Source organism: Bradyrhizobium sp. CCBAU 45321 (assembly GCF_028128975.1).
In the GTDB taxonomy this organism is placed as follows: domain Bacteria; phylum Pseudomonadota; class Alphaproteobacteria; order Rhizobiales; family Xanthobacteraceae; genus Bradyrhizobium; species Bradyrhizobium yuanmingense.
Map to the genome: position 1 here is coordinate 587,292 of NZ_LFKZ01000130.1, position 24,790 is coordinate 612,081.

The 24,790-nt window shown below is 64.1% G+C and carries 20 protein-coding genes; 14 read left to right on the plus strand and 6 right to left on the minus strand.

What is annotated here, in order from left to right; translation table 11 throughout:
• The gene (locus tag ACM43_RS35320) at positions 1 to 1,389 is read left to right on the plus strand and encodes an adenylate/guanylate cyclase domain-containing protein (protein WP_271546536.1); all 1,389 of its coding nucleotides are present in this window, start codon (positions 1 to 3) and stop codon (positions 1,387 to 1,389) included.
• 84 nt (positions 1,390 to 1,473) lie between these two features.
• Here ACM43_RS35320 and ACM43_RS35325 read toward each other — a convergent pair whose 3' ends face one another.
• The 5 genes from ACM43_RS35325 to ACM43_RS35345 form a co-directional block, all read right to left on the minus strand.
• Positions 1,474 to 2,298 carry a CarD family transcriptional regulator gene (locus ACM43_RS35325; RefSeq protein ID WP_074447640.1) on the minus strand — a complete coding sequence of 275 codons (825 nt, stop codon included), beginning with the start codon at positions 2,296 to 2,298 and terminating at the stop codon, positions 1,474 to 1,476.
• 343 nt (positions 2,299 to 2,641) lie between these two features.
• Positions 2,642 to 2,980: a ferredoxin FdxA gene (gene fdxA / locus ACM43_RS35330; RefSeq protein WP_018643465.1), complete on the minus strand. Its 339-nt coding sequence runs from the start codon at positions 2,978 to 2,980 to the stop codon at positions 2,642 to 2,644.
• A 132-nt stretch (positions 2,981 to 3,112) separates the two neighbouring features.
• Positions 3,113 to 3,364 carry an RNA-binding S4 domain-containing protein gene (locus ACM43_RS35335; protein ID WP_074447665.1) on the minus strand — a complete coding sequence of 84 codons (252 nt, stop codon included), beginning with the start codon at positions 3,362 to 3,364 and terminating at the stop codon, positions 3,113 to 3,115.
• 31 nt (positions 3,365 to 3,395) lie between these two features.
• Positions 3,396 to 6,839 (minus strand): helicase-related protein, encoded by a 3,444-nt coding sequence (locus tag ACM43_RS35340; protein ID WP_271546475.1) that lies wholly within the window; start codon positions 6,837 to 6,839, stop codon positions 3,396 to 3,398.
• Between the two features lie 733 nt (positions 6,840 to 7,572).
• Positions 7,573 to 8,388: a DUF3108 domain-containing protein gene (locus ACM43_RS35345; protein ID WP_442869365.1), complete on the minus strand. Its 816-nt coding sequence runs from the start codon at positions 8,386 to 8,388 to the stop codon at positions 7,573 to 7,575.
• A gap of 466 nt (positions 8,389 to 8,854) precedes the next feature.
• Here ACM43_RS35345 and rpmB point away from each other — a divergent pair, with 466 nt between their 5' ends.
• The 5 genes from rpmB (at position 8,855) to ftsZ (ending at position 14,064) form a co-directional block, all read left to right on the plus strand.
• The gene (gene rpmB, locus ACM43_RS35350) at positions 8,855 to 9,163 is read left to right on the plus strand and encodes a 50S ribosomal protein L28 (protein WP_271546477.1); all 309 of its coding nucleotides are present in this window, start codon (positions 8,855 to 8,857) and stop codon (positions 9,161 to 9,163) included.
• A 228-nt stretch (positions 9,164 to 9,391) separates the two neighbouring features.
• A complete protein-coding gene (locus ACM43_RS35355; RefSeq protein WP_271546479.1) occupies positions 9,392 to 10,519 on the plus strand; it encodes a DUF262 domain-containing protein in 1,128 nt (375 codons plus the stop codon).
• Entirely contained in the window at positions 10,516 to 11,970 is a 1,455-nt protein-coding gene (locus ACM43_RS35360) for an ATP-dependent nuclease (protein WP_271546481.1), read from the plus strand. The genes ACM43_RS35355 and ACM43_RS35360 overlap by 4 nt, the downstream gene beginning before the upstream one ends.
• A gap of 273 nt (positions 11,971 to 12,243) precedes the next feature.
• Positions 12,244 to 12,756, plus strand: a complete 513-nt coding sequence (locus ACM43_RS35365) for a hypothetical protein (protein ID WP_271546482.1) — start codon at positions 12,244 to 12,246, stop codon at positions 12,754 to 12,756.
• Positions 12,757 to 12,807: 51 nt separating this feature from the next.
• A complete protein-coding gene (gene ftsZ / locus ACM43_RS35370) occupies positions 12,808 to 14,064 on the plus strand; it encodes a cell division protein FtsZ (protein WP_271546485.1) in 1,257 nt (418 codons plus the stop codon).
• A gap of 199 nt (positions 14,065 to 14,263) precedes the next feature.
• On the opposite strand, the gene ACM43_RS35375 is transcribed toward ftsZ, so the two are convergent.
• Complete coding sequence (locus tag ACM43_RS35375) at positions 14,264 to 14,944, minus strand: hypothetical protein (protein WP_271546487.1); 681 nt, start codon at positions 14,942 to 14,944, stop codon at positions 14,264 to 14,266.
• A gap of 166 nt (positions 14,945 to 15,110) precedes the next feature.
• Here ACM43_RS35375 and ACM43_RS35380 point away from each other — a divergent pair, with 166 nt between their 5' ends.
• From ACM43_RS35380 to ACM43_RS35415, 8 genes are all read left to right on the plus strand, one after another.
• Positions 15,111 to 16,451: a DUF2235 domain-containing protein gene (locus tag ACM43_RS35380; RefSeq protein ID WP_271546489.1), complete on the plus strand. Its 1,341-nt coding sequence runs from the start codon at positions 15,111 to 15,113 to the stop codon at positions 16,449 to 16,451.
• Positions 16,452 to 16,853: 402 nt separating this feature from the next.
• Positions 16,854 to 17,099 carry a PilZ domain-containing protein gene (locus tag ACM43_RS35385; protein ID WP_036002017.1) on the plus strand — a complete coding sequence of 82 codons (246 nt, stop codon included), beginning with the start codon at positions 16,854 to 16,856 and terminating at the stop codon, positions 17,097 to 17,099.
• Positions 17,100 to 17,466: 367 nt separating this feature from the next.
• On the plus strand, positions 17,467 to 18,621 hold the full coding sequence (locus tag ACM43_RS35390; protein ID WP_271546491.1) for an iron-containing alcohol dehydrogenase: 1,155 nt from the start codon (positions 17,467 to 17,469) through the stop codon (positions 18,619 to 18,621).
• A gap of 434 nt (positions 18,622 to 19,055) precedes the next feature.
• Positions 19,056 to 20,654, plus strand: coding sequence for an ABC transporter substrate-binding protein (locus ACM43_RS35395; protein ID WP_271546493.1), 1,599 nt, complete (start codon positions 19,056 to 19,058; stop codon positions 20,652 to 20,654).
• A 33-nt stretch (positions 20,655 to 20,687) separates the two neighbouring features.
• Positions 20,688 to 21,635, plus strand: a complete 948-nt coding sequence (locus ACM43_RS35400) for an ABC transporter permease (RefSeq protein ID WP_036045378.1) — start codon at positions 20,688 to 20,690, stop codon at positions 21,633 to 21,635.
• Positions 21,636 to 21,826: 191 nt separating this feature from the next.
• Complete coding sequence (locus tag ACM43_RS35405) at positions 21,827 to 22,720, plus strand: ABC transporter permease (protein WP_271546495.1); 894 nt, start codon at positions 21,827 to 21,829, stop codon at positions 22,718 to 22,720.
• A complete protein-coding gene (locus ACM43_RS35410; protein ID WP_271546497.1) occupies positions 22,720 to 23,727 on the plus strand; it encodes an ABC transporter ATP-binding protein in 1,008 nt (335 codons plus the stop codon). Before ACM43_RS35405 ends, ACM43_RS35410 begins: the two co-directional genes overlap by 1 nt.
• Positions 23,724 to 24,710, plus strand: a complete 987-nt coding sequence (locus ACM43_RS35415) for an ABC transporter ATP-binding protein (RefSeq protein WP_271546499.1) — start codon at positions 23,724 to 23,726, stop codon at positions 24,708 to 24,710. The genes ACM43_RS35410 and ACM43_RS35415 overlap by 4 nt, the downstream gene beginning before the upstream one ends.
• Positions 24,711 to 24,790: the final 80 nt, after the last annotated feature.

A 24,790-nucleotide genomic window follows, 5' to 3' on the forward strand; every position in this document is an offset into this window, starting at 1 on the left:
ATGCTCGTCGAGCGCTTCAACCTGCCGGCTGCGCATTCGCCCGCGCCGAGCGAGCGCGATGCCGAAACAGTTCAGTTCGCACAGGCCGCGCTGACGTCCGCCAAGCGGGAGGGCCTGCAACTCGCGGTGCGGGCGCGCTATGTCGCCCTCGTCGTCATTGGCTGCCTGATCATGGTGATCAACCCGGCCTGGGAGCAGCTCTACTACGTGGCGCTGCTCGGCTTGTTCGCACTGATTGGCTGGGCCCAGGTCCGGGTTGGGCGGGTGGGCCTGTCACGGCCGGAATTGGCGCTCCTGTTCTGCGACCTGGCGCTGCTGACGTACCTGATTGTGGTTCCGAATCCGTTCGGAGCCTCGCATTGGCCGGTCGCAATGCAGTACCATTTCGGCAACTTCATTTATTTCTTCGTCCTGCTCGCAGGCGCCACATTGGCCTATACTTGGCGGACCGTCATTGCGGTCGGCATGTGGACGACCGCGCTCTGGTTGATCGGCATCGCCTGGGTCTGGTGGCAGCCCGATCGCGATCCTGCGCTGACGGCCCGCATCGCGGCCGCAACAGGCAGCGATGAGCGCCTGTTTGCAATGATCTCGCCCAGCGCGATCGGATTCCACGTTCGGGTCCAGGAGATCGTCGTATTCCTGATCGTGGCCGCGACCTTGGCGCTCGCGGTCCGCCGCAGCAACGACCTCTTGATTCGGCATGCCGCGGTGGAGCGCGAGCGCGGCAACCTCGCACGCTACTTTTCACCGAATGTCGTGGCGGAATTGTCGAAACAGGACGAGCCGTTGAAGCAGGTCCGCACGCAACACGTCGCGGTGCTGTTCGTCGACATCGTCGGCTTCACGGCCTTTGCCGATGCGCGCTCGCCGCAGGAGGTGGTGCGGACGTTGCGGGAATTCCACGGATTGATGGAGCAGGAGGTTTTCCGCCATAGCGGCACGCTCGACAAATATCTCGGGGACGGATTGATGGCGACGTTCGGAACGCCCTTTGCCGGCGAGCACGACGCCAGCAACGCGCTGCGATGTGCCCAGGCGATGATCGCGGCGGCGGAGCGTTGGAACGATCAGCGGGCAGCGTCAGGCGAGCCAAAGCTGCATGTGAGCTTTGGCTTGCATTATGGGCCGGTGGTGCTCGGCGACCTCGGGCAGACCTGTCTGGAATTTGCCGTGATCGGCGCGACCGTCAACGTGGCAAGCCGCCTCGAGGCTTTGACCCGCACCTTCGACTGCGCGCTGGTGGCGAGTGACGACCTCGTCAGCCAGGCGAAGGCCGAGCTTGGCGGTGCAGCCGCAACGTTTCAGTCATTGGAAGCGCGAGAGGCGCGGGCGGTCCGCGGCATTCAGCAGCCGATCTCGATCTGGACCCAGCCGCGCGGCGCGTAGAGCCGAACTCCCGCGGCCTCAGGAAGCCAAACAAAAAGCCCGGCCAAACGGCCGGGCTTTTGATTGCTTGCGTTCGGTGCCGGCTTACGCGGCCTCGTCGGCGACGGTGCTGTCGTCGCCATCGGTATCGTCGGTATCGCCCTCGGCATCCGTGTCAGCTTCGCCCTCGGCAGCTTCCGCCTTGGCATTGCGGCGCGGGCTCTTGGCAAGCTGCGCCTCGATCTCCTTGACCGCTTCGGTCTCGGTCGAGTGCTGCACCACCGCGATTTCGCGGGACAGACGGTCGAGCGCCGCTTCATAGAGCTGGCGTTCCGAGTAGGACTGCTCGGGCTGCGATTCCGAGCGATAGAGGTCGCGCACGACTTCCGCGATCGCGACGATGTCGCCCGAATTGATCTTCGCTTCGTATTCCTGGGCGCGGCGCGACCACATGGTGCGCTTGACGCGGGCGCGGCCCTTTAGCGTCTCCAGCGCCTTCTTGACCAGGGCCGGGTCGGACAGCTTGCGCATGCCGACATTGGCGACCTTGGCGGTCGGCACGCGCAGCGTCATCTTGTCCTTGATGAAGTTGATGACGAACAGCTCGAGCTTCGCACCGGCGATCTCCTGCTCCTCGATGGCCAGGATCTGGCCGACGCCGTGAGCGGGATAGACCACGAATTCGTTGGCCTTGAAGCCCTGACGCTGGGTCACGACCTTCTTTTCCTCGACCTTCGGCGCAGCCGCGGGCTTGGCAGCCGGCTTGGCGGCGACGGGAGCCTTGGCGGGCGCAACGGCAACAGGGGCCTTCGTCGCGGCGGGCTTGGCAGCGGGGGCCTTGGCAGTCACAGGCTTGACATTCAAAGGCTTGGCGGCAGCAGGCTTGGCAGCGGTCGCTTTCGCGGCCGGTTTGGCAGTCTTGTTAGGCATTGCGCTTCTTTTGTTCTTCGAGGACTTTGCAGCCGGCGCCTTCGTCGCGGTCCGACCCTTGGATGCGCTACGGCTGGCCGCGGCGACTTTTTTGGCCTCCTTATGGGAAGCCCTCGCTGAAGTACTCTTTTTACGCGTTTTCTGTGACACAGCCTGCGCGCGGAAACTGCCACGCCCCTGTTCGACATTTGGTTTCACGGGAACCCAGAGGGGCCAACGGGGCTGACGGGGTTCGGCTTAATGTGCCCAATATAGCACATTTCCCGCAAAAATCAATGATTTAGGGGTCTTCAGGGCTGGTTTCGGCGGCAGCGCCGCTATTAGGGTTAAGTTTGGGCGCGAATTAGTCCCCAGAGCCGGGGTTCGGAGAAAAATATTTCTCGAACTTGCCTTCCATGCCGTCGAATTCCTTGGCGTCGGCAGGTGATTCTTTCTTCTGGGTGATGTTCGGCCAGCTCTTGGCGTAGTCGGCGTTGACCTGGAGCCACTTTTCGAGGCCCGGTTCCGTGTCCGGCTTGATGGCGTCGGCGGGGCATTCCGGCTCGCACACGCCGCAATCGATGCACTCGTCGGGATGGATGACGAGCATGTTGTCGCCCTCGTAGAAGCAATCGACCGGGCAGACCTCGACGCAGTCGGTGTACTTGCACTTGATGCAGTTTTCAGTGACGACGTAAGTCATCCAACGCTCCGAAAAGCTCTTTTAGAAGTCGCGGCTTGCCTAGCGCGGATGGCCGGGCGCCGCAAGGTCGGGAAGGCCCGAACATGACGGCTTTATGCGTTTGATCGATCAAGAAATGAATAACAAGCGCAATTAATTGCGCGTGCCGAGCTCCTCATAGAGCACGCGAGCCGAGGCGGCATCGCCACGGCGCTCGTTGAAGGCGGTGACTTTCAGCACGCGCACGGTGCGATCGAGCGCAATGGTGAGGACGTCGCCAAGCTTGATCGCATGGCCCGGCGATGTCTCGCGCACGCCGTTGACGCGGACATGGCCGGTGACGACGAGCTCGGCCGCAGAGGTGCGCGCCTTCACCACCCGCGCGTGCCACAGCCATTTGTCGATACGCTGCCGCTCGGTCGTCGTCGTCGTGGGATTACTCCTTCCGCCCCAGCTGCTCTTTCAGCGCGGCGAGCTTGGCGAAGGGCGAGTTCGGATCGATCGGACGATCGCGCTCGCGCGGATTCGCGCTGGAGGCGTAGGGACGCAGTGAGGGACCCGACTCGCGATCACGGCGGTCACGGCCCTTGTCGCGGTCGCGGCCGCGATTGTCGCGGCCCTTGTCGCGATCTCCGCCGAACTTCTTGTTGTCGCGGTTGCGATCGCGATCCTTGTCGCGGTCCCCCTTGCCCTGGAAGCTGCGATTGCGGTCGTCGCGGCGCTCACCGCCCTCGCCGCCTTCACGCGGCTTGCGGAAGTCGCGTCCGCCATCGCGGCGATGGCCGCCGCCATGACGATGGCCCGGCTTGGCGCCGTCGGCGGCTTCGCCGGGCGCGGCGCTCGCTGCATCGGGTGCAGCGCCAGCCTCGGCGCCGGGCCGCGGACGCTGGTTGTTGTGACGCTGGTGGCGATGGCGCTCGTGGCGCGGCTTGCGATCTTCGTGACGGCCGGCGGGGCGCCAGACCTCGACCAGCTCGGGCTCGGCCGGTGCGACTGTTGCCTCAGGCGCGGCGGCATCGGGGGATGCAGCAGCTTCCGTCGCGGCGGTCTCGGCGGCAGCCGCTTCGAGGCCGGCAGCCTCGGCGGGCGTCGCAGCCTCTTCTGCGGGCGGCGCGATTCCGGGGGCGTCCTCGGGGGTGACGGGGGTTTCCGGAGACGCTTCCAGCGCCGGCTCCTCGTGAGCCTCCGCAGGAGCGGGCTCGTCGTGCGGCTCCATGCCGGGCGCGTCTTCGACGGTGACGGATTCGGCCGTAGCCTCAGCGGCCGCGGCCTCAGCCGGCAGGCCGGCAACGGCTTCCGCTGCAGCCTCGGTCGAGGTCTCCGCGCTGCCTTCAGCGGGCGGCGTCTCGGCCGCGACCGTCTCAGTCACGACCGTCTCGGTCACGACCTGCTCGGTCACGACAGGCTTCGGCGGCAGCGGCGGGCGCTTCTCCATGCGATAGCCGAGCGCGCGCAGCACGGAGGCGAAATCCTCGCCGGCAGATCCGGTCAGCGAGGTCATCGCCTGCGTGACCACGAAGCTGCGGCCGTCGAACGCGCCGGCGGGCTTTTCGCCCGGCGAATTCTCGCGCCAGGCCAGCGCCGGGCGGATCAGGTCGGCGAGGCGTTCCAGGATGTCGACGCGCACGGCGCGCTCGCCGGCCTGCTTGTAGCCGAGCACGCGATAGGCATCGCGCGGCAGCGCCTTGTCGACCGGGAACGAGGTGCGCCCCGAGGAGGCCAGATGCTGCGCGCCCGAGAGCGCGGAGAGATCGACATTGTCCTGCTTCAGCGCCCAGAGCAGCGCGGCGAGCGCACGCGCGGCGGGCTTGAGCAGGCCGGGGAAATAGATGTGATAGGCGCCGAAGCGGACGCCGTATTTGCGCAACACGGCGCGCGAGGGCTGATCGAGATCCTTCAGCTCGCTGGCGATCTTCGGCCGCTCGAGCACGCCGAGCGCCTCGACCAGCTGATAGGCGATGCCGCGGGCAATGCCGGTGACGTCCTCGGCCTTCGACAGCTCGAACATCGGCCCGAGCAGCTTTTCGATGTGGGTCTTGAGCCAGAGCTCGAGCCGCGCCTGCACCTTGTCGCGGGGCGCGCCGGTCAGGCGCTCGTCCGAGATGATGCGGATGCGCGGATGCAGCGCCTCGTCTGCGGCAGCGAGGCGCGCCACGGCATCGCCGGTCCAGCGGATGATGCCTTCGGAGGTGAGCACGAACTGCTCGTCCGGCGCATTGCCCAGCTTTTCGGCGCGCGCGTTGATCTCGCCGGCGAGCACCGCTTGCGCTGCAGCCTGCAAGGCTTTCGCATCGGAGCCGGCTTCCGCCGCATCCGGTGCAAAGGTGAAGCCATCGAGGCGGCCGATGACATGGCCTTCGACGATGACTTCGCCGGTCTTGCCGATTTCAGTATTCAAGCTCGTGTTCTCCCGCAGGCGGCGCATCAATACACTGGTCCGGCGATCAACGAAACGCTCAGTCAAGCGTTCATGGAGCGCATCCGATAATTTATTTTCGACCTCCCGCGCGATCCCCTGCCAGCGTTCCGGGTCTTTCAGCCAGTCCGGGCGGTTGGCGACGAAGGTCCAGGTGCGGATCTGGGCGATTCGGGCCGACAGCGTGTCGATGTCGCCGTCGATGCGGTCGGCCTGGGTGACCTGGGACTCGAACCAGGCATCGGGAATGCAGCCCTTGCGCATCAGGAAGCCGTACAGCGTCGTCACCAGCTCGGCATGGGCGGCCGGCGACAGCTTTCTGTAGTCCGGGACCTGGCAGGCTTCCCAAAGCCGCTCCACGGCGGCCTTGCCATGCGCGATATCGCGCACCTCGCCGTCGCGGGCGGCGTGATCGAGCACGCGCATGTCCTCGGCGATCGGCGCGCGCGTCAGCGTCTCGTGGCCGGGGGCGAGGTTCAGCGAGACCTGGAGCGCGCCGAGCGAAGAGAAATCGAGCTTGGAATTGCGCCATTGCAGGACCTTCACCGCATCGAAGGTGTGGTTCTGCAGCGCGTTGACGAGCTCGGGCTCGAACGGCGCGCAGCGGCCCGTGGTGCCGAAGGTGCCGTTGCGGGTGGCGCGGCCGGCGCGGCCTGCGATCTGCGCGAATTCGGACGGCGTCAGGCGGCGGAACTGGTAGCCGTCGAACTTGCGGTCGGAGGCGAAGGCGACGTGGTCGACATCGAGATTGAGGCCCATGCCGACGGCATCGGTGGCGACGAGATAATCGACGTCGCCGTTCTGGAACATCGCCACTTGCGCGTTTCGTGTGCGGGGCGACAGCGAGCCCAGCACCACGGCGGCGCCGCCGTGCTGGCGGCGGATCAGCTCGGCAATCGCATAGACTTCATCCGCCGAGAACGCGACGATGGCGGTGCGGCGCGGCTGGCGCGTGATCTTGCGATCGCCGGCGAACTCGAGCTGCGACAATCTGGGCCGCGTGATCATGGACACGCCCGGCAACAGGCGCTCGATGATCGGGCGCATGGTGGCGGCGCCTAACAGCAGCGTCTCGTCGCGGCCGCGGCGGTTGAGGATGCGATCGGTGAAGACATGGCCGCGCTCGAGATCGGCGGCGATCTGGACCTCGTCGACGGCGAGGAAGGAGACGTCAATATCGCGCGGCATGGCCTCGACGGTCGAGACCCAATAGCGCGGGTTCTTCGGCTTGATCTTCTCCTCGCCGGTGACGAGCGCGACGCTGGCTTCACCGGCTCTGTCGGCGATCTTGTTGTAGACCTCGCGCGCGAGCAGGCGCAGCGGCAGGCCGATCATGCCCGAGGGATGCGCCAGCATCCGCTCGATGGCGAGATGGGTCTTGCCGGTGTTGGTCGGACCAAGCACCGCGGTGACGCCCGCGCCGGGTGCGCGCTCGGAGGCGAAGGGGGAGGAGGAGAAAGCCATGTCTAGCGGATTAGGTAATGGCGATTTGGGCGAATGTCAGTGCTATCCGGGGCGGGGAGAGGGCTTGCTCTTCGTTCCTCATCCTGAGGAGCGCGTCAGCGCGTCTCGAAGGATGAAGGCCCGGCTGGTGCTGCCGGGGGAGCCAAGCCCCTCGCCCTTCGAGACGGCCGCTTGCGCGGCCTCCTCAGGGTGAGGGGCACACCGCGGGCGTGGAAGCGCCCTCCCCAAAGTCCGCGCAACTGTCTCACTTTGCGACGCTTTTCCCGTTCGCTTTAAGCTTCGGAACGACTCTAGAACGAATCGCGGCCGAATCGCTGACTCCCTGACGAGTCCCGTTCCGTTCACGCAACATGTCGCGGGACTCGTCTTGGTTGCGACTAGATGGAGTTTTGCGCAGGCACACAAGCGACCGGACTGGTTAAAGCTGGGGATGGCGGCGAGTCGAATCAGAATCGGGGAGGAGTCAAATGGATTCCCTGCGGCGGGGCTGGCCAAACAAAGAGTGCGAAAACAACCCCATGCACAGTAGGTAAGTCGTTGAAATCATTAGGGCGCGCTTCTGGGCTCCCATTTCGCTCGTCATTCCGGGGCGCGACGCAGTCGCGAGCCCGGAATCCATCGTGAAACCGTCGCTGTAGCCCGATGGATTCTCAGGTGCGCAAGGGCGCACCATAGTTCGCGCCAAGGGGCGCGCCCCGGAATGACGGTGGAGAAAGCGGTGCGGCCTCCTCGCCTACTGCGTCTTCGCCACGCGTGGCGGCTGGGGCGACGTGATGAAGCTCGTCGCTTCCAGCATGGCCGGGCCGAGCGGGGTCGGCACTTTCAGCCAGAACGGGACCAGGATGCGCGTGCCGGCGATGGGGGCGAACGCGATCTCCATGTTGCGCTGGGCGGCGAGGTATTTGATCACGGGACGGTCCGGGATGTAGCCGGCGATGGGCACGAAATAGATCGAGCACACCACGACCGGGCCCTTGTAGCCCTTCTCCGCCTTCACGGTCTCCATGCGCTTGAAATCGAGCTTGAGCTCGTAACGCATGCGGCCGTCGAACACGGGCGCGGAGCTGTGGCAGGCGTCCGGCGAAACGGGATCACCGGTGCCGGGCACGCGCAGCAGCGAGGCCGTCATGGGGTCCCAGACGCCGCGGCGATGCGCCTCGGTGACGACGATGCGGTCAGGATCGACCGGCGGCTCCGGCAGGATGGCAAAATCCTTCACATTGCCCTTGTCGAGGGTGATGCGGATCTCTTCGGTCTTCTTCTGGGTGGTGGTGGAGGCCTGGTAGCCGGTCGCAACCAGCGCGCCGTTGACCACGCGCCCCTGGCTGGCGCCGGTGCCGGACCCGCCCGTGAACGACTTCAACAGCCCCGAGGTGCCGCCGGCGGCCGCCGCCGAGAACACGTCGTCCTGGATGTCGATGTTCCAGGCGCCCTTGCCGACCGGAATGCCCGCCAGCGTCGCCTCGTATTGCGCCTCGAGCTTGCCTTGCGCCGCCGCCGGCGCCGCGCCGCCCGCAACGGCCAGCGCCAGGCCGCAAAGCGCCATCAGCCGGCCGGCCGGACGCAGACAGGCTGAGCGCAGGTCTTGCGCGAAATGAAGCGTTGTCGGCACGAAATAATCCAATCGGGGCGCGATCCGCTGTTACTTAAGCCAAAAACCGCGACAAACAATGTGTCGGAGCGTGCAGCCCCGGGAACTCCAAAGGACTCTTCGACGCCGAATACGCCCTTTATGTGATGGTAAGGCGTGACAATCATTGCCGTTTTGGTGATCCGGCGGTAAGGGGGGCGTTCCGACCTCTCCCGCATCCGCCTTCGCCAAAGGCTTCGGCGCGACAAGCGCGGGAGAGGGAGCGCACCGCCCGGGCGGCTCCAAAAGACCACCCAAAACCTTGACGCAAGGCCCCTTCCCCCCTATACGTCCGCCCGCTCCCTGCAAGGACGACAGAATTTGCCCCCGTGGCGCCGAGATGGCGGCCGCACTCGTTGGGGGTTCGAACTAAAGGATTTCTACCATGTCTCGCCGCTGCGAACTGACGGCCAAGGGCCCCCTCGTCGGCCACAAGGTCAGCCACTCCAACATCAAGACCAAGCGCCGCTTCCTGCCGAACCTCGTCAACGTGACGTTCATCTCGGAAGCTTTGGGGCGCAACGTGCGCCTGCGCGTCTCCACCAACGCGATCAAGAGCGTCGACCACAATGGCGGCCTCGACCCCTTCCTGCTCAAGGCGAGCGCCGACGCGCTCTCCCCGCGCGCCCTCGAGCTGAAGCGCGCCATCCAGAAGAAGGTCGGCGACGCCCAGCCGGCGAAGCAGGCGAGCTGAGATTTTACGGAATTGGGCGGGGCTAAGTTGCGTCGCGTGGCGTAGGCTTAGCAGAGTAGAGTTTGAGTAGCGGCCGGATCGGGAGATCCGGCCGTTTTTGTTTGTGGGGGATGCCGAAAGCCGGATCGAATCTAACACTCTTGCTCAGAGTGTGGGGATTGATCCTAATTGCTGATTAGCAGCCGAATCACGAGCTGATATCGTTCCCGCAAAGGTAGAGAACTATCAATGAAGTTGACGCCCTGGGAACCAGACTTAAAGACGGTTGTCGAGAGAATCGAGAGTGGCGACATTGATCTCCAGCCCGATTTTCAACGCCAAGAGATTTGGTCGCCGGCAAAGAAGAGGCGTTTGATTGATACCGTGCTTAGAGGGTGGTCAATACCGCCAGTATTCTTGGTCGTAACTAAAGACGGGCGAATGGAAGTGCTGGATGGTCAGCAGCGCCTCGCAGCTCTTCGAGATTTTGTCCGCAATGACTTCTCGATCGATGGAAGCATCACACCGTTAGACGATCGTATCAAAGGACTGGACGGAACTTACTACAGGCGCCTGTCTCCCACAGACAAGCGCCTAATGGACCAATACACGCTTCGATGCTTCAGGATAACAGACTATCTGCCCGACGAACCAAGCGAACTCTTCTATCGCCTCAATCAACCAAGCATGCTGACCGCAGGTGAGCAACGCAATGCATTCTATGGTCCCGCGCGTGAAGAGCTGAAGGACCTAGTTAAGCAGTTTGAGGCTGGTAGCAACAACAAGAAAACAATTGGGTTTTCGAATGCGAGGCTAGCTTACGACGACATCGTAGCTCGACTTCTGTTGTTTTTGGAGGCGAAGACTTTTGCGACCAAAAGCACTGAAGCACTAGTTTCTCAGAGATTCAAAGATCGTTCTGGATTCTCTTCTACCGTCTTGGAGAGAGCCGAGAAGAGCATTCGCTTCTTCTCAAGCTCGCGCGAAAAAGCCATCGCAGTCCGTCTAAACAAAGCAAGCACTCTTAGCTGGCTATTGTTCTTTGCTCGCTTTGATAGCCTAGAGCCGAATCTCGAGTACATGACTTTCTTTGTGCAGTCGGCATCAAATACGTCTGCTCGAAACTTCGTTCCGGAGGCCTATTCGGTCTTTCAGGACAGAGCAAGTCTCCGAGTTACGGACGTATCTTCTGTCGTGTATCGCGACGCGTCTTTGTGGTTTGCCTATTACTTCTCAGGCCATAAAGACCTGCCAACCACCGTGGACCAATCCGCCCTCGAGCAGATTCGAGACGATTTGCTCTCTAGAGACGATGTCACTTTTGAACATGCGCTCAGCCAACGGCTAAACCTTGAGCGCTGGAGTAAGCTACCATGAGAGCCGCGCGCGTTAGCGACTATAAGCGGCGCATACGCGAGCGGGCACTACAGTGGCCGTTGCAGCTGCAGAGATTTTCGTTTGAAGAGATTCCGACGCTCGGCAGCGGCGAGATCCCGCTGACTCTGCCCTTGGTCGTACTTGCCGGGCCGAATGGGGTTGGCAAGACAACCATCTTGCGGTCGGTTTGGGCGGCAGCAGCACCAACGCAGGTCACCCAAGACGCTCCAACTAGCCTCAAATTGAATGCGGGCAAGGCCGTCTTAGCGTATCGAAACGCCGAGGGGGAACAGACCTGTGAGGTAACTTTCGGCGGTGGCGCTCCCACTGGCACAAGCTCACTTAACGTTGACGTCATCCATGTGGACGCTGCTGCAGAAACAAAGATCCACCAAAAGGAATTTGCAAGCTTTCAAGACGTCAACGATATCATCAACGGCGTTGGCCCGCGCGCGATCGACGAAAAAACACTCATTGAAATCAACTTCATCTGCCGTCGCGACTATCGAGAAGTGAAAGTCTACGAAATCGAGAGCGACAGCGGCATCATTCCCTTCTTCGAAGTGGCGTACGGCAATAATCGCTATGACAGCCGCACCATGGGGGCGGGTGAACTTGCAATTCTGTATCTTTGGTGGACGATCGACCGTGCACCCGAGAACTCGATACTCTTAATTGAGGAGCCTGAAACAAACCTTTCGGCGGCATCACAGGAAACTTTTAGCTATTTTCTCCTCGGCGCCGCCGTCGACAAGCACCTCAGCGTCATAGTGACGAGCCATTCGCCAAAGGTCATAAATAGTTTCAGCGAGGAACATCATGTGTTCTTGTTTCGCGAAGGGGCAAACGTCCGCATCATTGAATCAACTCCTCCCCCTGTTCTGCTTGCTCTGCTTGGCATCGAGCCGCATGTTGACGTCGTAGTATTAGTGGAAGATGCCGCCGCCGAGTGGTTCGTTCGTCAGATTCTTGAGAGGCACAAGCCGGGTCTTTCACGCCGCGTGGAGATCAGCGTTAGAAATGGCGATGGGAATATTATAAAGCTACTTGAGCGCATCGGCGCACCGTTTTCAGCGGTAAAGATCATTGGTCTCTTTGACGGTGATTTACGGGGCAAGATCCCCGACGGGCTTGGAGCCATCTCGACTTTCCTGCCTGGCGACAAGCCGATCGAGCACATTTTCCGAGAGATCGTCCAAGCCGACCCAAAAGCGCTAGAAGCAGTCAGCGGCTCTCAAGATATTGGGCCCATTCTTTTTGGGCTCGAAGGTGCTGAGCAGCACGATTGGTATGCGAAGCTCAGCGATCACCTTGGGCTATCGAAGGCTCAACTGTTTCCGATGCTTTTCCAACTCTGGGAGAGGCGCCCCGGAAACAATGATAGTGCTCTCGCTATGCTGCAGTCGCTTGTGACGTTGATCGGGCCCTCCACAACAAACGGGCCGGTTTGACTAAGGTTGCCTGTCTTTTGCTATCGCCGCGCAACACGGACACAATGCGGCTGCAATGGCCCCGCTCCACCTACTCCTGAAAATGCTCCGCAGCACGATGCCGGGCGGGGTGCCTCCGAATTCGCAGGCGTGGTCTCCGGCGACCGGCACCCCACCCGTAAACGCCCCCCGCGCTCGTTAACCGTCCATTAACCAACGCACCCTAGCCTGCGGTAATCGTCCAGCCATCATTAGCTCGAAATGCCTTCCCGGTTCACTCCAGGAGAAGCGCCGATGTGCGTTGCGTTGTTGACGTATGCCGATCTCGGTGCCCGCCTCGATATCTCGCGCGAGGCCGCGCGGTCGCTGGCGAGACGTCGCGGCCTGCCGCGCTCGCGCTCGGCCGACGGCAAAGCCCTGGTGAGCGTCGATCTCGCCGCGCTCCGGTACACGCCCCGCTCACGAAAGGGCCGCCGGGCAGACCCCATCGATGCCTCCATGGCAAAGATCGAGGCAATCAAGTCCCAGGCCCTCAAGGCGGAGATCGCGCGGCTCGAAGACGTCGCAGCCGCCTACAGGGCCGTGTTCGAGCGCGAGCGCGAGCGTGCCGATCGCCTCGCCGTCGAGCTGACGCAGGCGGCCGCCGAGACGACGGCCGCCAATGCGTGGGCGGCACGACTGGAAGACGAAGTGACGGCGCTGCGGAGCGATCGCCGCCCTGGCGGGACGCTCGCGGGATACGCCGCGCGTCGATTGGGACATCTGGCCGCTTCCATCGTCAAAGCAGACCGCGCGGCTTGCAGGTAGCACTCGAGACTTTCTTTAATCCCGGCTTGCCGGACCAATCGCGAGGGAAAAATGGCAGGCAATACCGATATCCATGAAATGAAAGCCCGCATCGTCGTGTTCGGCGTCGGCGGCGCCGGCGGCAATGCCGTCAACAACATGATCACGGCCGGGCTGCAAGGGGTCGAGTTCGTGGTCGCCAACACCGACGCGCAGGCGCTGGCGATGTCGAAGGCGAAGCGCCTCATCCAGCTCGGCACCCGGGTGACCGCAGGCCTCGGCGCCGGCTCGCAGCCGGAACTGGGACGCGCCGCGGCCGAAGAGGCGATCGACACGATCCGCGATCAGCTGACCGGCGCGCACATGGTGTTCGTGACGGCCGGCATGGGCGGCGGCACCGGCACCGGGGCTGCACCCATCGTCGCCAGAATCGCGCGCGAACTCGGCATTCTCACCATCGGCGTGGTCACCAAGCCGTTCTACTTCGAGGGCCAGCGCCGCATGCGCTTTGCCGAAGCCGGCATCGAGGAGCTGCTGAAGACGGTTGACACCCTCTTGATCATCCCGAACCAGAACCTGTTCCGGGTGGCGAGCGAGAAGACCACGTTCGCCGATGCCTTTGCCCTTGCCGACCAGGTGCTTTATTCGGGCGTGGCCTGCATCAGCGACCTCATCGTCAAGGAAGGCCTGATCAATCTCGATTTTGCCGACGTCCTCTCCGTCATGAAGGAGAAGGGCAAGGCCATGATGGGACGGGGCGAGGCTTCCGGCGAGAAGCGCGTGCTCGCCGCCGCTGTCGCAGCGATCTCCAATCCATTGATCGAAAATCCCTCGATCAAGCGCGCCAGTGGTCTCATCATCTCCATCACCGGCGGCAAGGATCTCATGCTGTACGAGGTCGACGAAGCGGCAACCCGCATTCGCGACGAGGCCGACCCCGACGCCAACATCATAGTCGGCGCGTCCTTTGACGAAAGCCTCGAAGGCATCGTCCGCGTCTCGGTGGTGGCGACCGGAATCGATAATCTCGATCCGGCGCAGGCGCACCCGGTGGAAACCGCCCTCACGCAGCTCGCCGGCAGGCTGCGCAGCGACGGCCGCCGCATTGCCGATCGCATCGAGCGCAGCGCCCCCCTTCCGCAAGCGGGCAGCCCGCCGCTCCGCCCGCAGCCGCACCACCCCGTGGGGCCACCGGCAAGGCCGGGCCTGGACTATGCGCGGCAGGCGGCGCTTCAGCCGCTCGATCCTTACGGCCGCACGCCTGCGCGCAATGCGCCCGACGAGGCCGTTCTCGATATCCCGGCCTTCCTGCGCCGCGCGGCGAACTGAGGGGTGGCCCAACACAGGGTCGTCATCCCGGGGACGCGACAAAATCGCGAACTATAATGCACAATTGCGCATCTGAGGATCGATCTAACCGCGCTGACCGTTGAGCAATGGATTCCGGGCTCGCGCCAAGAGGCGCGCCCCCGAATGACGGAGCAAAACAACAGCTCTCCGATTCCAAGGCGCACAACGCGCCAATCGTTCACGCCGCCGTGCTGTGCGGCTTCTCCGATGTTTCCTTCTTGTCCGTTTCCTTGTCGCGGGACAGCCAGGCCGGAAAGCGAAGCAGGCGTTCGTTGGTGTCCTTCGGCAGCTCGATGGGCGGCGCTTCAACGGCCGAACTCGGCAAGTCCAGCGCTGCCTGGCCGGATCGCACCGCATCCGCGCGCTGATCCAGTTCACGCAAGAGGGGATCGAGCACGCTGTCGATCTCGGTCGCCACCGACACCAGGAAACTATTGAGCTCGCGCGCCTCGGGCACAACTGCCGCAGCCGATTCGACCGCCCTGGAGAGACCGTCGACGACAGGTGCAAACGCGCCGGCGGCTTGCTTGATTCGCGTCTTGATCAGTTCGATCTCGCTCAGGACGCGCTCACGCTCCCGCCTTTTCTTCTCCTCCGAAAGGCGAGCTTCAATTTCGGCGATCTGGGCCGTCAGGGTCGTGGCTTCGGATGCGAGCGCATCACGTCTTCCGCGCGCGCGATCGAGATCGCGGCAGAGATTGTCCACTAAGTCGTCCCTTGCGAACATGGCTTTGCTCCATAGGACAGGCGTTCTGCCCTGTAGGACGGCCTTGACGCGAACCCCCAGCCTCGCCACCGACCGGATGGCCGGATCGGCCGAAACAGGCATCAATTTCCGTCGCGTCACATGGGCCGACATGGTGATCCCCCATCGTCAACATTAGGCGACCGCATGGTTAACAAGAGGTTAATGTCAACAGACGATGCGGCCGTGGGGCTGCTTGCCGGCGGCGCCGCCTTCCTCTCCTCGCTGCCGCTCATTTTCCGCTATACTCGCCCCGGTAGCATCCCCCGGAGGCGCATCCATGGAGACCGCAGCCAGTTCCGAACACAAGCCCGCCGGCAAGAACCTCGTCATCTGCTGTGACGGCACCGGCAACGAGATCAGCGAGAACATCTCCAACGTCCTGAAGCTCTATCGCTGCCTGCGCAAGACGGACAGGACGCAGCCCAGGCAGATGGTGTTTTACGATCCCGGCGTCGGTACCATGACGGAGTCGTCGACGTGGGGGCGCTGGAAGGCCAACATCAAGCTGGTGTGGGGGCTCGCGACCGGATACGGGCTCGATGACAACGTGCTGTCGTCCTATTGCTTCCTGGTTCAGCATTACGCGCCGGGCGACAGGATCTATCTGTTCGGCTTCTCGCGCGGGGCCTACACGGTGCGGGTTCTCGCGGGGCTGATCCACAAGATCGGCCTGATCTCGCCGGAGCAGGCGAACCTCTCAGGCTCGGGCCTCATCGCCTACAAGCAATATTCCGGCAGCGGGCGCGGCAACGATGTCGAGGATATCAAGAACATCGTGTTCGACGAGAGCGGGCCGCTGCCGAAGGACGAATTCGACCTCGCCGCGCAGTTTGCGCGCATCACCTCGACGCGCTGGCCGACCATCCATTTCGTCGGCGTCTGGGACACGGTGGCGAGCGTGATCGTGCCGCGCGCCGATCGCTTCTACTGGCCGAGCCTGGAGGAGCTCGCCTTCACGCTGCGCGATCCCAGCATCAGGATCTTCCGGCAGGCGATCGCGATCGACGAGCGGCGGCGCATGTTCCGCCTGAAGCGATATGCGGAGCCGCAGGAGTTCTGGAGCAACCGCTACGTGCCCGACGAGAAGAAGGTGCCGCAGGACATTATGCAGGTGTGGTTCGCCGGCGTGCATTGCGACGTCGGCGGCGGCTATCCGGAGGCCGAGAGCGGCGAGTCCAAATATCCGCTGCTGTGGATGATCGACGAGGCCGAGAGGGCCGGGCTGAAGTTCAACCCGCGCACGGTGAACCAGCTCGCCTGGGGCATCCAGCGCAAGAACTCGCCGTTCAAATACGTCGAGCCCGCTTTTACCGGCAAGAGCGGCATGCTGCACGATTCCATGACGGCGGTCTGGCGCGTGCTGGAGTTCTTGCCGAAGCGCGCGAAGTACCGGGAATGGCCGGCGCGGAAAGTCTATTTCGGCTTCTACATCCCCGATGGCGAGCCGCGCCTGATCCCCGAAGGCGCGCATGTGCATGAGAGCGTGCTGAAGCGCATGGCGGTGGAGCCGGACTACCGGCCGGTGAACCTGCCGAAGGATTATGTGACGGTGCCGATGCCGGTGCCGCCGGGGGTGGAGCTGGCGGCGGGGACGGAGGTGGAGGGCGTGACGGGGTGAGGTGGCATGGCGCGCTTATCCCCTTGGAGAGCAGGGCTATCGCATGTGACTCGTGGCGGCGGCCTGCGCGCACGCCTCGTCCTTCGAGACGGCGCTGACGCGCCTCCTCAGGATGAGGCTAATCAGCATCAGTGCTCGTTGAAACTGCTGCCGCGCACTCCGCCCTCATCCTGAGGAGCCCGCCCAAGGCGGGCATCTCGAAGGATGGCCGCAGGGAAAAGCTCTCAAATGCGATAGCCTGCCCCTCCAGGGGAGGGTGGCACTCCGCTACCGCTGCTTTCCGCATTCGCTGACACTTTTCGTTAAAATTCTCGGGCGCGCCTTAGGCGGATCGCATCAACTCTTTTCCATGATTGGGACAGATCAGCCGCCGCGACCTGCGGAGTTGGAGGAGACGTGCCAATGCATCCGCGCAAGTTCGTCCGTGTGAAGCCCGCAGGCCTGGTGTCACGCCAGGCCAAGATCATCACCGACCCGCGCGCGCCGGTGATCCCGTGCACGCTGATCGACTATTCGCCCGGCGGCGCCTGCGTCGATCTCGGCGGCCAGGTGACGATTCCCGATCGCTTCGAGCTGCTGCACGTCAACACCAAGAAGCGCTGCCGCATCGCCTGGAAGCGCGGCACGCGCGTCGGCGTGGTGTTTTGAGGGAATAGTTCCTGACCTCACATGCAGCGGCATCGGCAGTGTGCTCCCTCCCCCGCTTGCGGGGGAGGGTTGGGGAGAGGGTGTCTCTGCGTTGGGGTTGTCCAGAATTGACCGAGACTATCCCTGCGCGGCGAGAGACCTCTGCGAGATACCCGCGACGGCCCCGCTGCGGAGAGAGCCCTCTCCCCAACCCTCTCCCGCAAGCGGGAGAGGGAGCGCAGTCCCGACGTTGAAGCATCGTTGACACGATCTGCAAAAGCCCTGCCCCTGCGCTGCAAAACGGCCAGCGTCTTCGCGCATGACTGACGTGGCGGGGTCGGGTAGATTGCGGCCCAACAACAAGACCGAATTGTCCGGGAGGACAGGCGTGCACCAGGGACGTGTCGTGTTCGGCGCGATCGAGGAGGTCGTGTTCGGCCATCCTGCGGCTGAAGCCATCGTCGCGCAGATGGACCGGCTGGGCACAAGCCGCGCCTTCCTGATGGTGTCGGGGACGCTAAACCGGCAGACCGACGAGATCACGAAAATCAGAGAGGCGCTCGGCTCCCGCTGCGCCGGCCTGTTCGATGCCATGCCGGCGCATACGCCGCGCGAGGCGGTGATCGCGGCGACACAAGCGGCGCGCGCGGCGGAGGCGGATCTGATCGTCACAATCGGCGGCGGTTCCATCACCGACGGCGCCAAGGCGGTGCAGCTCTGCCTGGCCAACGGCATCGACGATATCGCCGGCATCGACCGCATCCGCGTGCACAGGGGCGCCGCGCCCGAGATGAAGGCCCCAATCGTGCGGCAGGTCAGCGTGCCGACCACGATCGCCGGCGGCGAGTTCTCATCGATTGCGGGTGTCACCGACCGCGCGAGCCACGTGAAGCAGATGCTGCGGCATCCGCTCGCCGTGCCGCGCGCGACCATCCTGGATCCTGCCATCACCGTGCACACGCCGGAATGGCTGTTCCTGTCGACCGGCATCCGCGCCGTCGACCATTGCGTCGAGGCGATCTGCTCGCGCGAGACGCATCCTTACGCCGATGCGCAGGCGGTGAAGGGCCTCGCCATGCTCGCCGACGCGCTGCCGCGGGTGAAGGCCGACCCTAGCGATCTCGATGCGCGGATGGATGCGCAGATCGGCACCTGGCTGTCGATGGGCGCGCTTGCCGCCGGCGTGCCCATGGGCGCGAGCCACGGCATCGGCTACGTGCTGGGCGGGGCCTTCGACGTGCCGCACGGCTACACCTCCTGCGTCATGCTGCCGGCGGTGATGCGCTGGAACGCGCGCGACAATGCCGAGCGGCAGATGATCGTCGCAGCCGCGATGGGCTATCCCGGGCGTGACGCCGCCGACGTGCTCGATGCCTTCATCCGCTCGCTCGGCATGCCGCGCAGCCTTGCCGACGTGCGCATCTCCCCGGAGCATTTCGATGCGATCGCGCAAGCCGCGATGCGGACGAACTGGATTCCGCGCAACCCGCGCAAGATCGAGGGCCCCGCCGATGTGCGCGAGATCCTGCTGCTCGCCGCCTGACGGCCGCTGCGGGACCGGTACTGGGGGAACAAGGCATCGCGGATCATGTGAGGGTTGTACCGGATAGCGCGCACCGCAAGCGCCACAAGATCTGCTGTCGTCCCGGGGCGCGACGAAGTCGCGAGCCCGGGACCCATAACCCCAGGAAGGAGTTGCGGCATGGGCTGGCAACTCCGAGTCTTCGCCAAACATCTTCCTGGGGTTATGGATCCCGGATCTGCGCGCGCTAGGGCGCGCTTGTCCGGGGTGACGACCGGGTTTCAAAGCACCACCCCTTCGCACCTGCACTCTCACATCGCGAGAGAAGCACCCGAGATATTCCGTCATCCGAATTGTCGAGAGCGCAGCTGGCCTTGCGGGTTGCCTCGCTGCACGCGCCTCGCTATCGTCGGGATAAACAGGCCGCAAAAGGCCGAGGTCCAGGGAGGATGAGCATGCGGAGCGTGTGGGCGCTCGCCGCAATGGCGGCGTTATCTGTGCTGACGGCCTCAACTGCCACGCTCGCCGGCGAGCCCAAGCAGGGCGGCATTTTGCGGATGTATCACCGCGACAGTCCGGCCAACGCCTCGATCCTCGAAGGCGCGACCTATTCGATCAACATTCCCTTCATGGGGGTGTTCAACAATCTCCTCATCTACGATCAGCACATCGCGCAGAACAGCCCCGATACGCTGCGGCCGGACCTCGCCGAAAGCTGGTCCTGGAGCAGCGACAACAAGAAGCTGACGTTCAAGCTGCGCCAGGGCGTGAAATGGCACGACGGCAAGCCGTTCACCTCGGCCGACGTCAAATGCAGCTTCGATCTGTTGATGGGCAAGTCGCAGCAGAAGCTGCGGCAGAATCCGCGCAAGGCCTGGTACAGCGAGGTCAACGAGGTCACGACCAACGGCGAATTCGAGGTCACCTTCGACCTGAAGCGGCCGCAGCCCTCGCTGCTGGCGATGCTCGCCTCCGGCTACACGCCGGTCTACCCCTGTCACGTCTCGCCGGCGGACATGCGCACCCATCCGATCGGGACCGGACCGTTCAAGTTCGTCGAGTTCAAGGCCAATGAATCGATCAAGCTGACGCGCAATCCCAATTATTGGAAGAAGGGCCTGCCCTATCTCGACGGCATCGAGTACACCATCATCACCAACCGCTCGACCGCGATCCTGGCCTTCGTCGCCGGCAAGTTCGACATGACCTTTCCGACGCACATCACGATCCCGCTTTTGAAGGACATCAAGTCGCAGGCGCCGAACGCGACCTGCGTCGTCGAGCCGACCAACGTCTCGACCAACATCATCGTCAATTCCACCTCCGCGCCGTTCGACAACATCGACATCCGCCGGGCGATGGCGCTCGCGCTCGACCGCAAGGCGTTCGTCGACATCCTGTTCGAAGGCCAGGGCGACATCGGCGGCACCATGCTGCCGCCGCCGCAGGGCCTCTGGGGCATGCCCAAGGACAGGCTGGAGACCATTCCGGGCTATGGCCGCGACATCAATGCCAACCGCGAGGAAGCCAAGAAGCTGATGCAGAAGGCGGGCTATGGTCCGGACAAGCGCCTCGCCGTGAAAGTCTCGACGCGCAACATCGCGGAATATCGCGACCCCGCCGTGATCCTGATCGACCAGCTCAAGACCATCTATATCGACGGCGAGCTCGACGTCGTGGAAACCGCTAACTGGTTCCCGAAGGTCGCGCGCAAGGATTACATGCTCGGCCTCAACCTGACCGGCAATGCCGTCGACGATCCCGACCAGTCGTTCTACGAGAACTATGCCTGCGGCTCGGAGCGGAATTACACCAATTATTGCAACAAGGAGATCGAGAAGCTGTTCGACGTGCAGTCGCAGGAGACCGACCTCGCCAAGCGCCGGCCAATGGTGTGGGACATCGACAAGAAGCTGCAGGAGGACGTCGCCCGCCCGATCATCTTCCATGCACGGGCCGGCACCTGCTGGCACCCGCACGTCAAGGGCGTCACGATCATGTCGAACAGCTCCTACAACGGCTTCCGCTACGAGGATGTGTGGCTCGACAAGTGACGCGACGCTGACGGCTAGCGCGGAGGGCGATGCATGTTTGCCTATCTGGTGCGGCGCCTGTTCCTGATGTTCGTGACCCTGTTCGGGATCTCGATCGTCATCTTCTTCCTGCTGCGCATCGTGCCGGGCAACATCGTCGACATCCTGTTCGCCGCCGCCGGCTATGTCGACCCGGCCGACAAGGCCAATCTGGAGAAGGAGCTCGGCATCGACCGTCCCTTGATCGTGCAATATTGGCACTGGATCAGCGGCTTCCTGCGCGGCGATTTCGGCTTCTCCTATGTCTCGGAGAAGCCGGCGCTGCAGGAGATCCTGCCGCGAATTCCGATCACGGCAAAGCTCGCCGGCCTCGCGCTGCTGTTCTCGGCATCGATCGGCATCCCCTTGGGCGTCATCAGCGCGGTGAAGCAGGGCACGAAGCTCGACTACGCGCTTCGCGTCGTCAGCCTCAGCGGGCTGTCGCTGCCCTCGTTCTGGCTCGGCCTTCTGATCCTCACAGCGTCGGTGGCGATGTTCGGGCAGATGCCGATCTTCAATCCCAATCCGAAGACCTGGCTCGAGGCGTTCGCGACCTACGCCGTGCCGGCCGCCGCCGTCGGCTTCCGCAGCGCGGCGCTGACCATGCGCATCACGCGCTCCTCGATGCTGGAGGTGCTGCGGCAGGACTACATCCGCACCGCACGCGCCAAGGGGGCATCCGAGGCGGCGGTGAACTATCACCACGCGCTGAAGAACGCGATCCTGCCCGTGATCACCGTGATCGGCATCGAGGCGGCGTTCCTGATCGGCGGCCTGATCGTCACCGAGACCGTGTTCAACATCCCCGGCGTCGCGCGCTTCCTGGTCGAGGCGATCCGCTGGCGCGACTATCCGATCGTGCAGAACCTCGTGATGTTCATCGCGGTCGTGGTGGTGTTCGCCAATTTCACAGTCGACATGCTCTACGCGGTGTTCGACCCGCGGATCAGGTACACGGATTAGCGCAATGAGGTGGAAACAAGCAGATGCGACGGCGGTGCTCCACCTCTCCCGTAGGGAGAGGTCGGATCGCATCGAAAGATGCGGTCCGGGTGAGGGGTTACGCTCTCTTCTGAGGACTGAGCCCCCTCACCCGGCGCTGCGCGCCGACCTCTCCCCGATGGGGAGAGGTGTTTCTCCCCGTGGAGAGGAACATGGCCGCAATCGACTTCGACGTTGAGCTGAGGCGGGCCGGGGCGCATGCGACCGGGGGCTGGCGGCGCGTGCTGTTCATGGCGCAGCGCCACGTGCTGGGCGCGGCCGGGCTCGTCATCATGACATTGTTCGTGCTGACGGCGATCTTCGCCGATTTCATCGCGCGCTATGATCCGCTGACGGTGGATTCCGCCCGCGCGCTGGCGCGCCCGAGCCTGGCGCACTGGATGGGCACCGATTCGTTCGGCCGCGACGTGTTCAGCCGCATCATCCACGGCGCGCGGATCTCGCTCGCGGTCGGCATCGGCTCGACCGTGCTCGGCGGCACCATCGGTGTGATCGTCGGCCTCACCTCCGGCTATCTCTCCGGCTGGTTCGATCTCGTGTTCCAGCGCGTCTCCGACGTGCTGCAGGCGCTGCCGCTGCTGGTGCTGGCGCTGGTGATGACGGCCGCGCTCGGGCCGTCGCTGCCGAACGTGATCATCGCCATCGCCATTCCGCTGATCCCGACGGTCGCGCGCGTCATCCGCGCCAACACGCTGGCGCTGCGCGAACAGCCGTTCGTGGAGGCCGCCAAGTCGATCGGCATGAGCGAGATGCGGATTGCGCTGCGCCACGTGCTGCCGAACACGCTGGCGCCGCTGATCGTGCTCGCCACCGCCCAGCTCGGCTCGACCATTCTGACCGAGGCCTCGCTGTCCTTCCTCGGCCTCGGCATTCCCGAGCCCTATCCGTCATGGGGCCGCATGCTGTCCGAATCCGCCGCCGAATATGTCCGCACCGCGCCGTGGCTGGTGATCTTCCCGGGCGTCGCGATCAGCCTCGCCGTGTTCGGCGCCAATCTGTTCGGTGACGCCCTGCGTGACATCCTGGATCCGAGGCAGCGCGGCTGATGGCGGACAAGACCGATCTCGTGCTCGATGTGAAGAACCTGAAGACGGTGTTCTTCACCAACTCCGGCCTGTTCAGGGCTGTCGACGACCTCTCCTTCAGCGTCAGGCGGGGCGAGACGCTGGCGATCGTCGGCGAATCCGGCTGCGGCAAGAGCGTGACCGCGCTGTCGGTGATGCGGCTCGTGCCCGATCCGCCCGGCCGCATCGTCGGCGGCTCCGTCTCGCTGGAAGGGACCGACCTGCTGGCACTGGATGAGGCGCAGATGCGCGCGGTCAGAGGCAATCGCATCTCCATGATTTTCCAGGAGCCGATGACCTCGCTCAATCCGGTGATGCGGATCGGCGACCAGATCGTCGAGGCCGTGCGGCTGCATCGGAATATCTCGGCGAAACAGGCGCAAGATATCGCCGTCGAGATGCTGCGGCTGGTGCGCATCCCCGAGCCGGCGCGGCGGGCGCGGGAATATCCGCACCAGCTCTCCGGCGGCATGCGCCAGCGCGCGATGATCGCGATGGCGCTGGCGTGCCGGCCGGCGCTCTTGATTGCGGATGAGCCGACCACCGCGCTCGACGTCACCATCCAGGCGCAGATCCTGGCGCTGATCCTCGACCTCCAGAAGGAGCTCGGCACCGGGCTCGTGCTGATCACACACGATCTCGGCGTGGTCGCGCAGACCGCGCAGCGCGTGATCGTGATGTATGCGGGGCGGAAGGTCGAGGAGGCCAGCGTCGAGGCGCTGTTCGCCGCGCCGAAGCATCCCTATACGCGCGGGCTGATGGCCTCGATCCCAGCCGTGCCGGCCTCCGGCGCCGCCGCTCAAGCGCGGCTGAACGAAATCCCCGGCACGGTGCCATCGCTGGTGCGGCTGCCGCAAGGCTGCGCCTTCGCGCCGCGCTGCAAGCTCGCCATCAAGCGTTGCGAGGCCGAATATCCGCCGCTGGCGGATTGGGGCGGCGGGCATCTGGTCGCCTGCTGGCGCGCGGAAGAAGTCGCGGAGGTGGCATGACCGAGGCGCTGCTCGAAGTCACCGATCTCAAGAAGCATTACCCTGTGCGCGCCGGCGTGCTGCGAAGGCAGGTCGGCACCGTGCACGCGGTCGATGGCGTCTCCTTTGCGCTTGGCACCGGCGAGACGCTCGGCCTCGTCGGCGAATCCGGCTGCGGCAAGTCCACGGTGGCGCGCAGCGTGCTGCGGCTGGTCGAGCCGACCTCGGGTCAGATCCGCCTCGACGGCGAGGACATCACGCATCTGTCGAAAACGGCGATGCGGCCGCACCGCCGCTCGATGCAGATCGTGTTCCAGGATCCGTTCGCCTCGCTCAATCCGCGCATGACCGCCGGCGACATCGTCGGCGAACCGATCGCGGTGCACGGGCTCGCGACCGGCAAGGAGCTGGAAGCGCGGGTCGCAAGGCTGTTCGAGCAGGTGGGACTACGGCCCGACCAGATGCGCAATTTCCCGCATCAATTCTCCGGCGGTCAGCGCCAGCGCATCTGCATCGCCCGCGCGCTGGCGCTGGGGCCACGCCTGATCGTCTGCGACGAGCCGGTCTCCGCGCTCGATGTTTCTATCCAGGCGCAGGTGATCAACCTTTTGATCGACCTGCAGCGGCAGCACGGCTTTTCCTATCTCTTCATCGCGCACGACCTCGCCGTGGTCGCGCATATCAGCCACCGCGTCGCCGTGATGTATCTCGGCCGCATCGTCGAGATCGCCGACAAGGACGAGCTGTTCCGCAACCCCAGGCATCCCTACACCCAGGCCCTGCTCGCCTCAGTGCCGGTCGCCAATCCGCTGGCGAAGAAGCTCGCGCCGCTGGTCGACGGCGACGTGCCGAGCCCGGTCAATCCGCCGTCGGGCTGCGCATTTCACACCCGCTGCCGGTTTGCGATGGAGCGGTGCAAGACGCAGCGGCCGGCGCTGGTGGATGCCGGAGACGGGCATCAGGTGGCGTGTCTGCTCAATGACGGGACGGGGCGGAGCCAGTAGGGCGTGTACTCGTAAAAGCGATGTCAGCTCCTGAAGGAAGAGAGGACATCTTCTGCTGGGCAGAGCGTTTCCGCTTGTGA

Coding starts and splice junctions, on each gene's coding strand:
- ACM43_RS35410 (WP_271546497.1), top strand. CDS start 22,720: ATGGCGGACAAGACCGATCTCGTGCTCGATGTGAAGAACCTGAAGACG.
- ACM43_RS35400 (WP_036045378.1), top strand. CDS start 20,688: ATGTTTGCCTATCTGGTGCGGCGCCTGTTCCTGATGTTCGTGACCCTG.
- ACM43_RS35360 (WP_271546481.1), top strand. CDS start 10,516: ATGAGAGCCGCGCGCGTTAGCGACTATAAGCGGCGCATACGCGAGCGG.
- ACM43_RS35375 (WP_271546487.1), bottom strand. CDS start 14,944: ATGTCGGCCCATGTGACGCGACGGAAATTGATGCCTGTTTCGGCCGAT.
- ACM43_RS35355 (WP_271546479.1), top strand. CDS start 9,392: ATGAAGTTGACGCCCTGGGAACCAGACTTAAAGACGGTTGTCGAGAGA.
- ACM43_RS35365 (WP_271546482.1), top strand. CDS start 12,244: ATGTGCGTTGCGTTGTTGACGTATGCCGATCTCGGTGCCCGCCTCGAT.
- ACM43_RS35320 (WP_271546536.1), top strand. CDS start 1: ATGCTCGTCGAGCGCTTCAACCTGCCGGCTGCGCATTCGCCCGCGCCG.
- ACM43_RS35415 (WP_271546499.1), top strand. CDS start 23,724: ATGACCGAGGCGCTGCTCGAAGTCACCGATCTCAAGAAGCATTACCCT.
- ACM43_RS35405 (WP_271546495.1), top strand. CDS start 21,827: ATGGCCGCAATCGACTTCGACGTTGAGCTGAGGCGGGCCGGGGCGCAT.
- ftsZ (WP_271546485.1), top strand. CDS start 12,808: ATGGCAGGCAATACCGATATCCATGAAATGAAAGCCCGCATCGTCGTG.
- fdxA (WP_018643465.1), bottom strand. CDS start 2,980: ATGACTTACGTCGTCACTGAAAACTGCATCAAGTGCAAGTACACCGAC.
- ACM43_RS35385 (WP_036002017.1), top strand. CDS start 16,854: ATGCATCCGCGCAAGTTCGTCCGTGTGAAGCCCGCAGGCCTGGTGTCA.
- ACM43_RS35325 (WP_074447640.1), bottom strand. CDS start 2,298: ATGCCTAACAAGACTGCCAAACCGGCCGCGAAAGCGACCGCTGCCAAG.
- ACM43_RS35395 (WP_271546493.1), top strand. CDS start 19,056: ATGCGGAGCGTGTGGGCGCTCGCCGCAATGGCGGCGTTATCTGTGCTG.
- ACM43_RS35380 (WP_271546489.1), top strand. CDS start 15,111: ATGGAGACCGCAGCCAGTTCCGAACACAAGCCCGCCGGCAAGAACCTC.
- ACM43_RS35340 (WP_271546475.1), bottom strand. CDS start 6,839: ATGGCTTTCTCCTCCTCCCCCTTCGCCTCCGAGCGCGCACCCGGCGCG.
- rpmB (WP_271546477.1), top strand. CDS start 8,855: ATGTCTCGCCGCTGCGAACTGACGGCCAAGGGCCCCCTCGTCGGCCAC.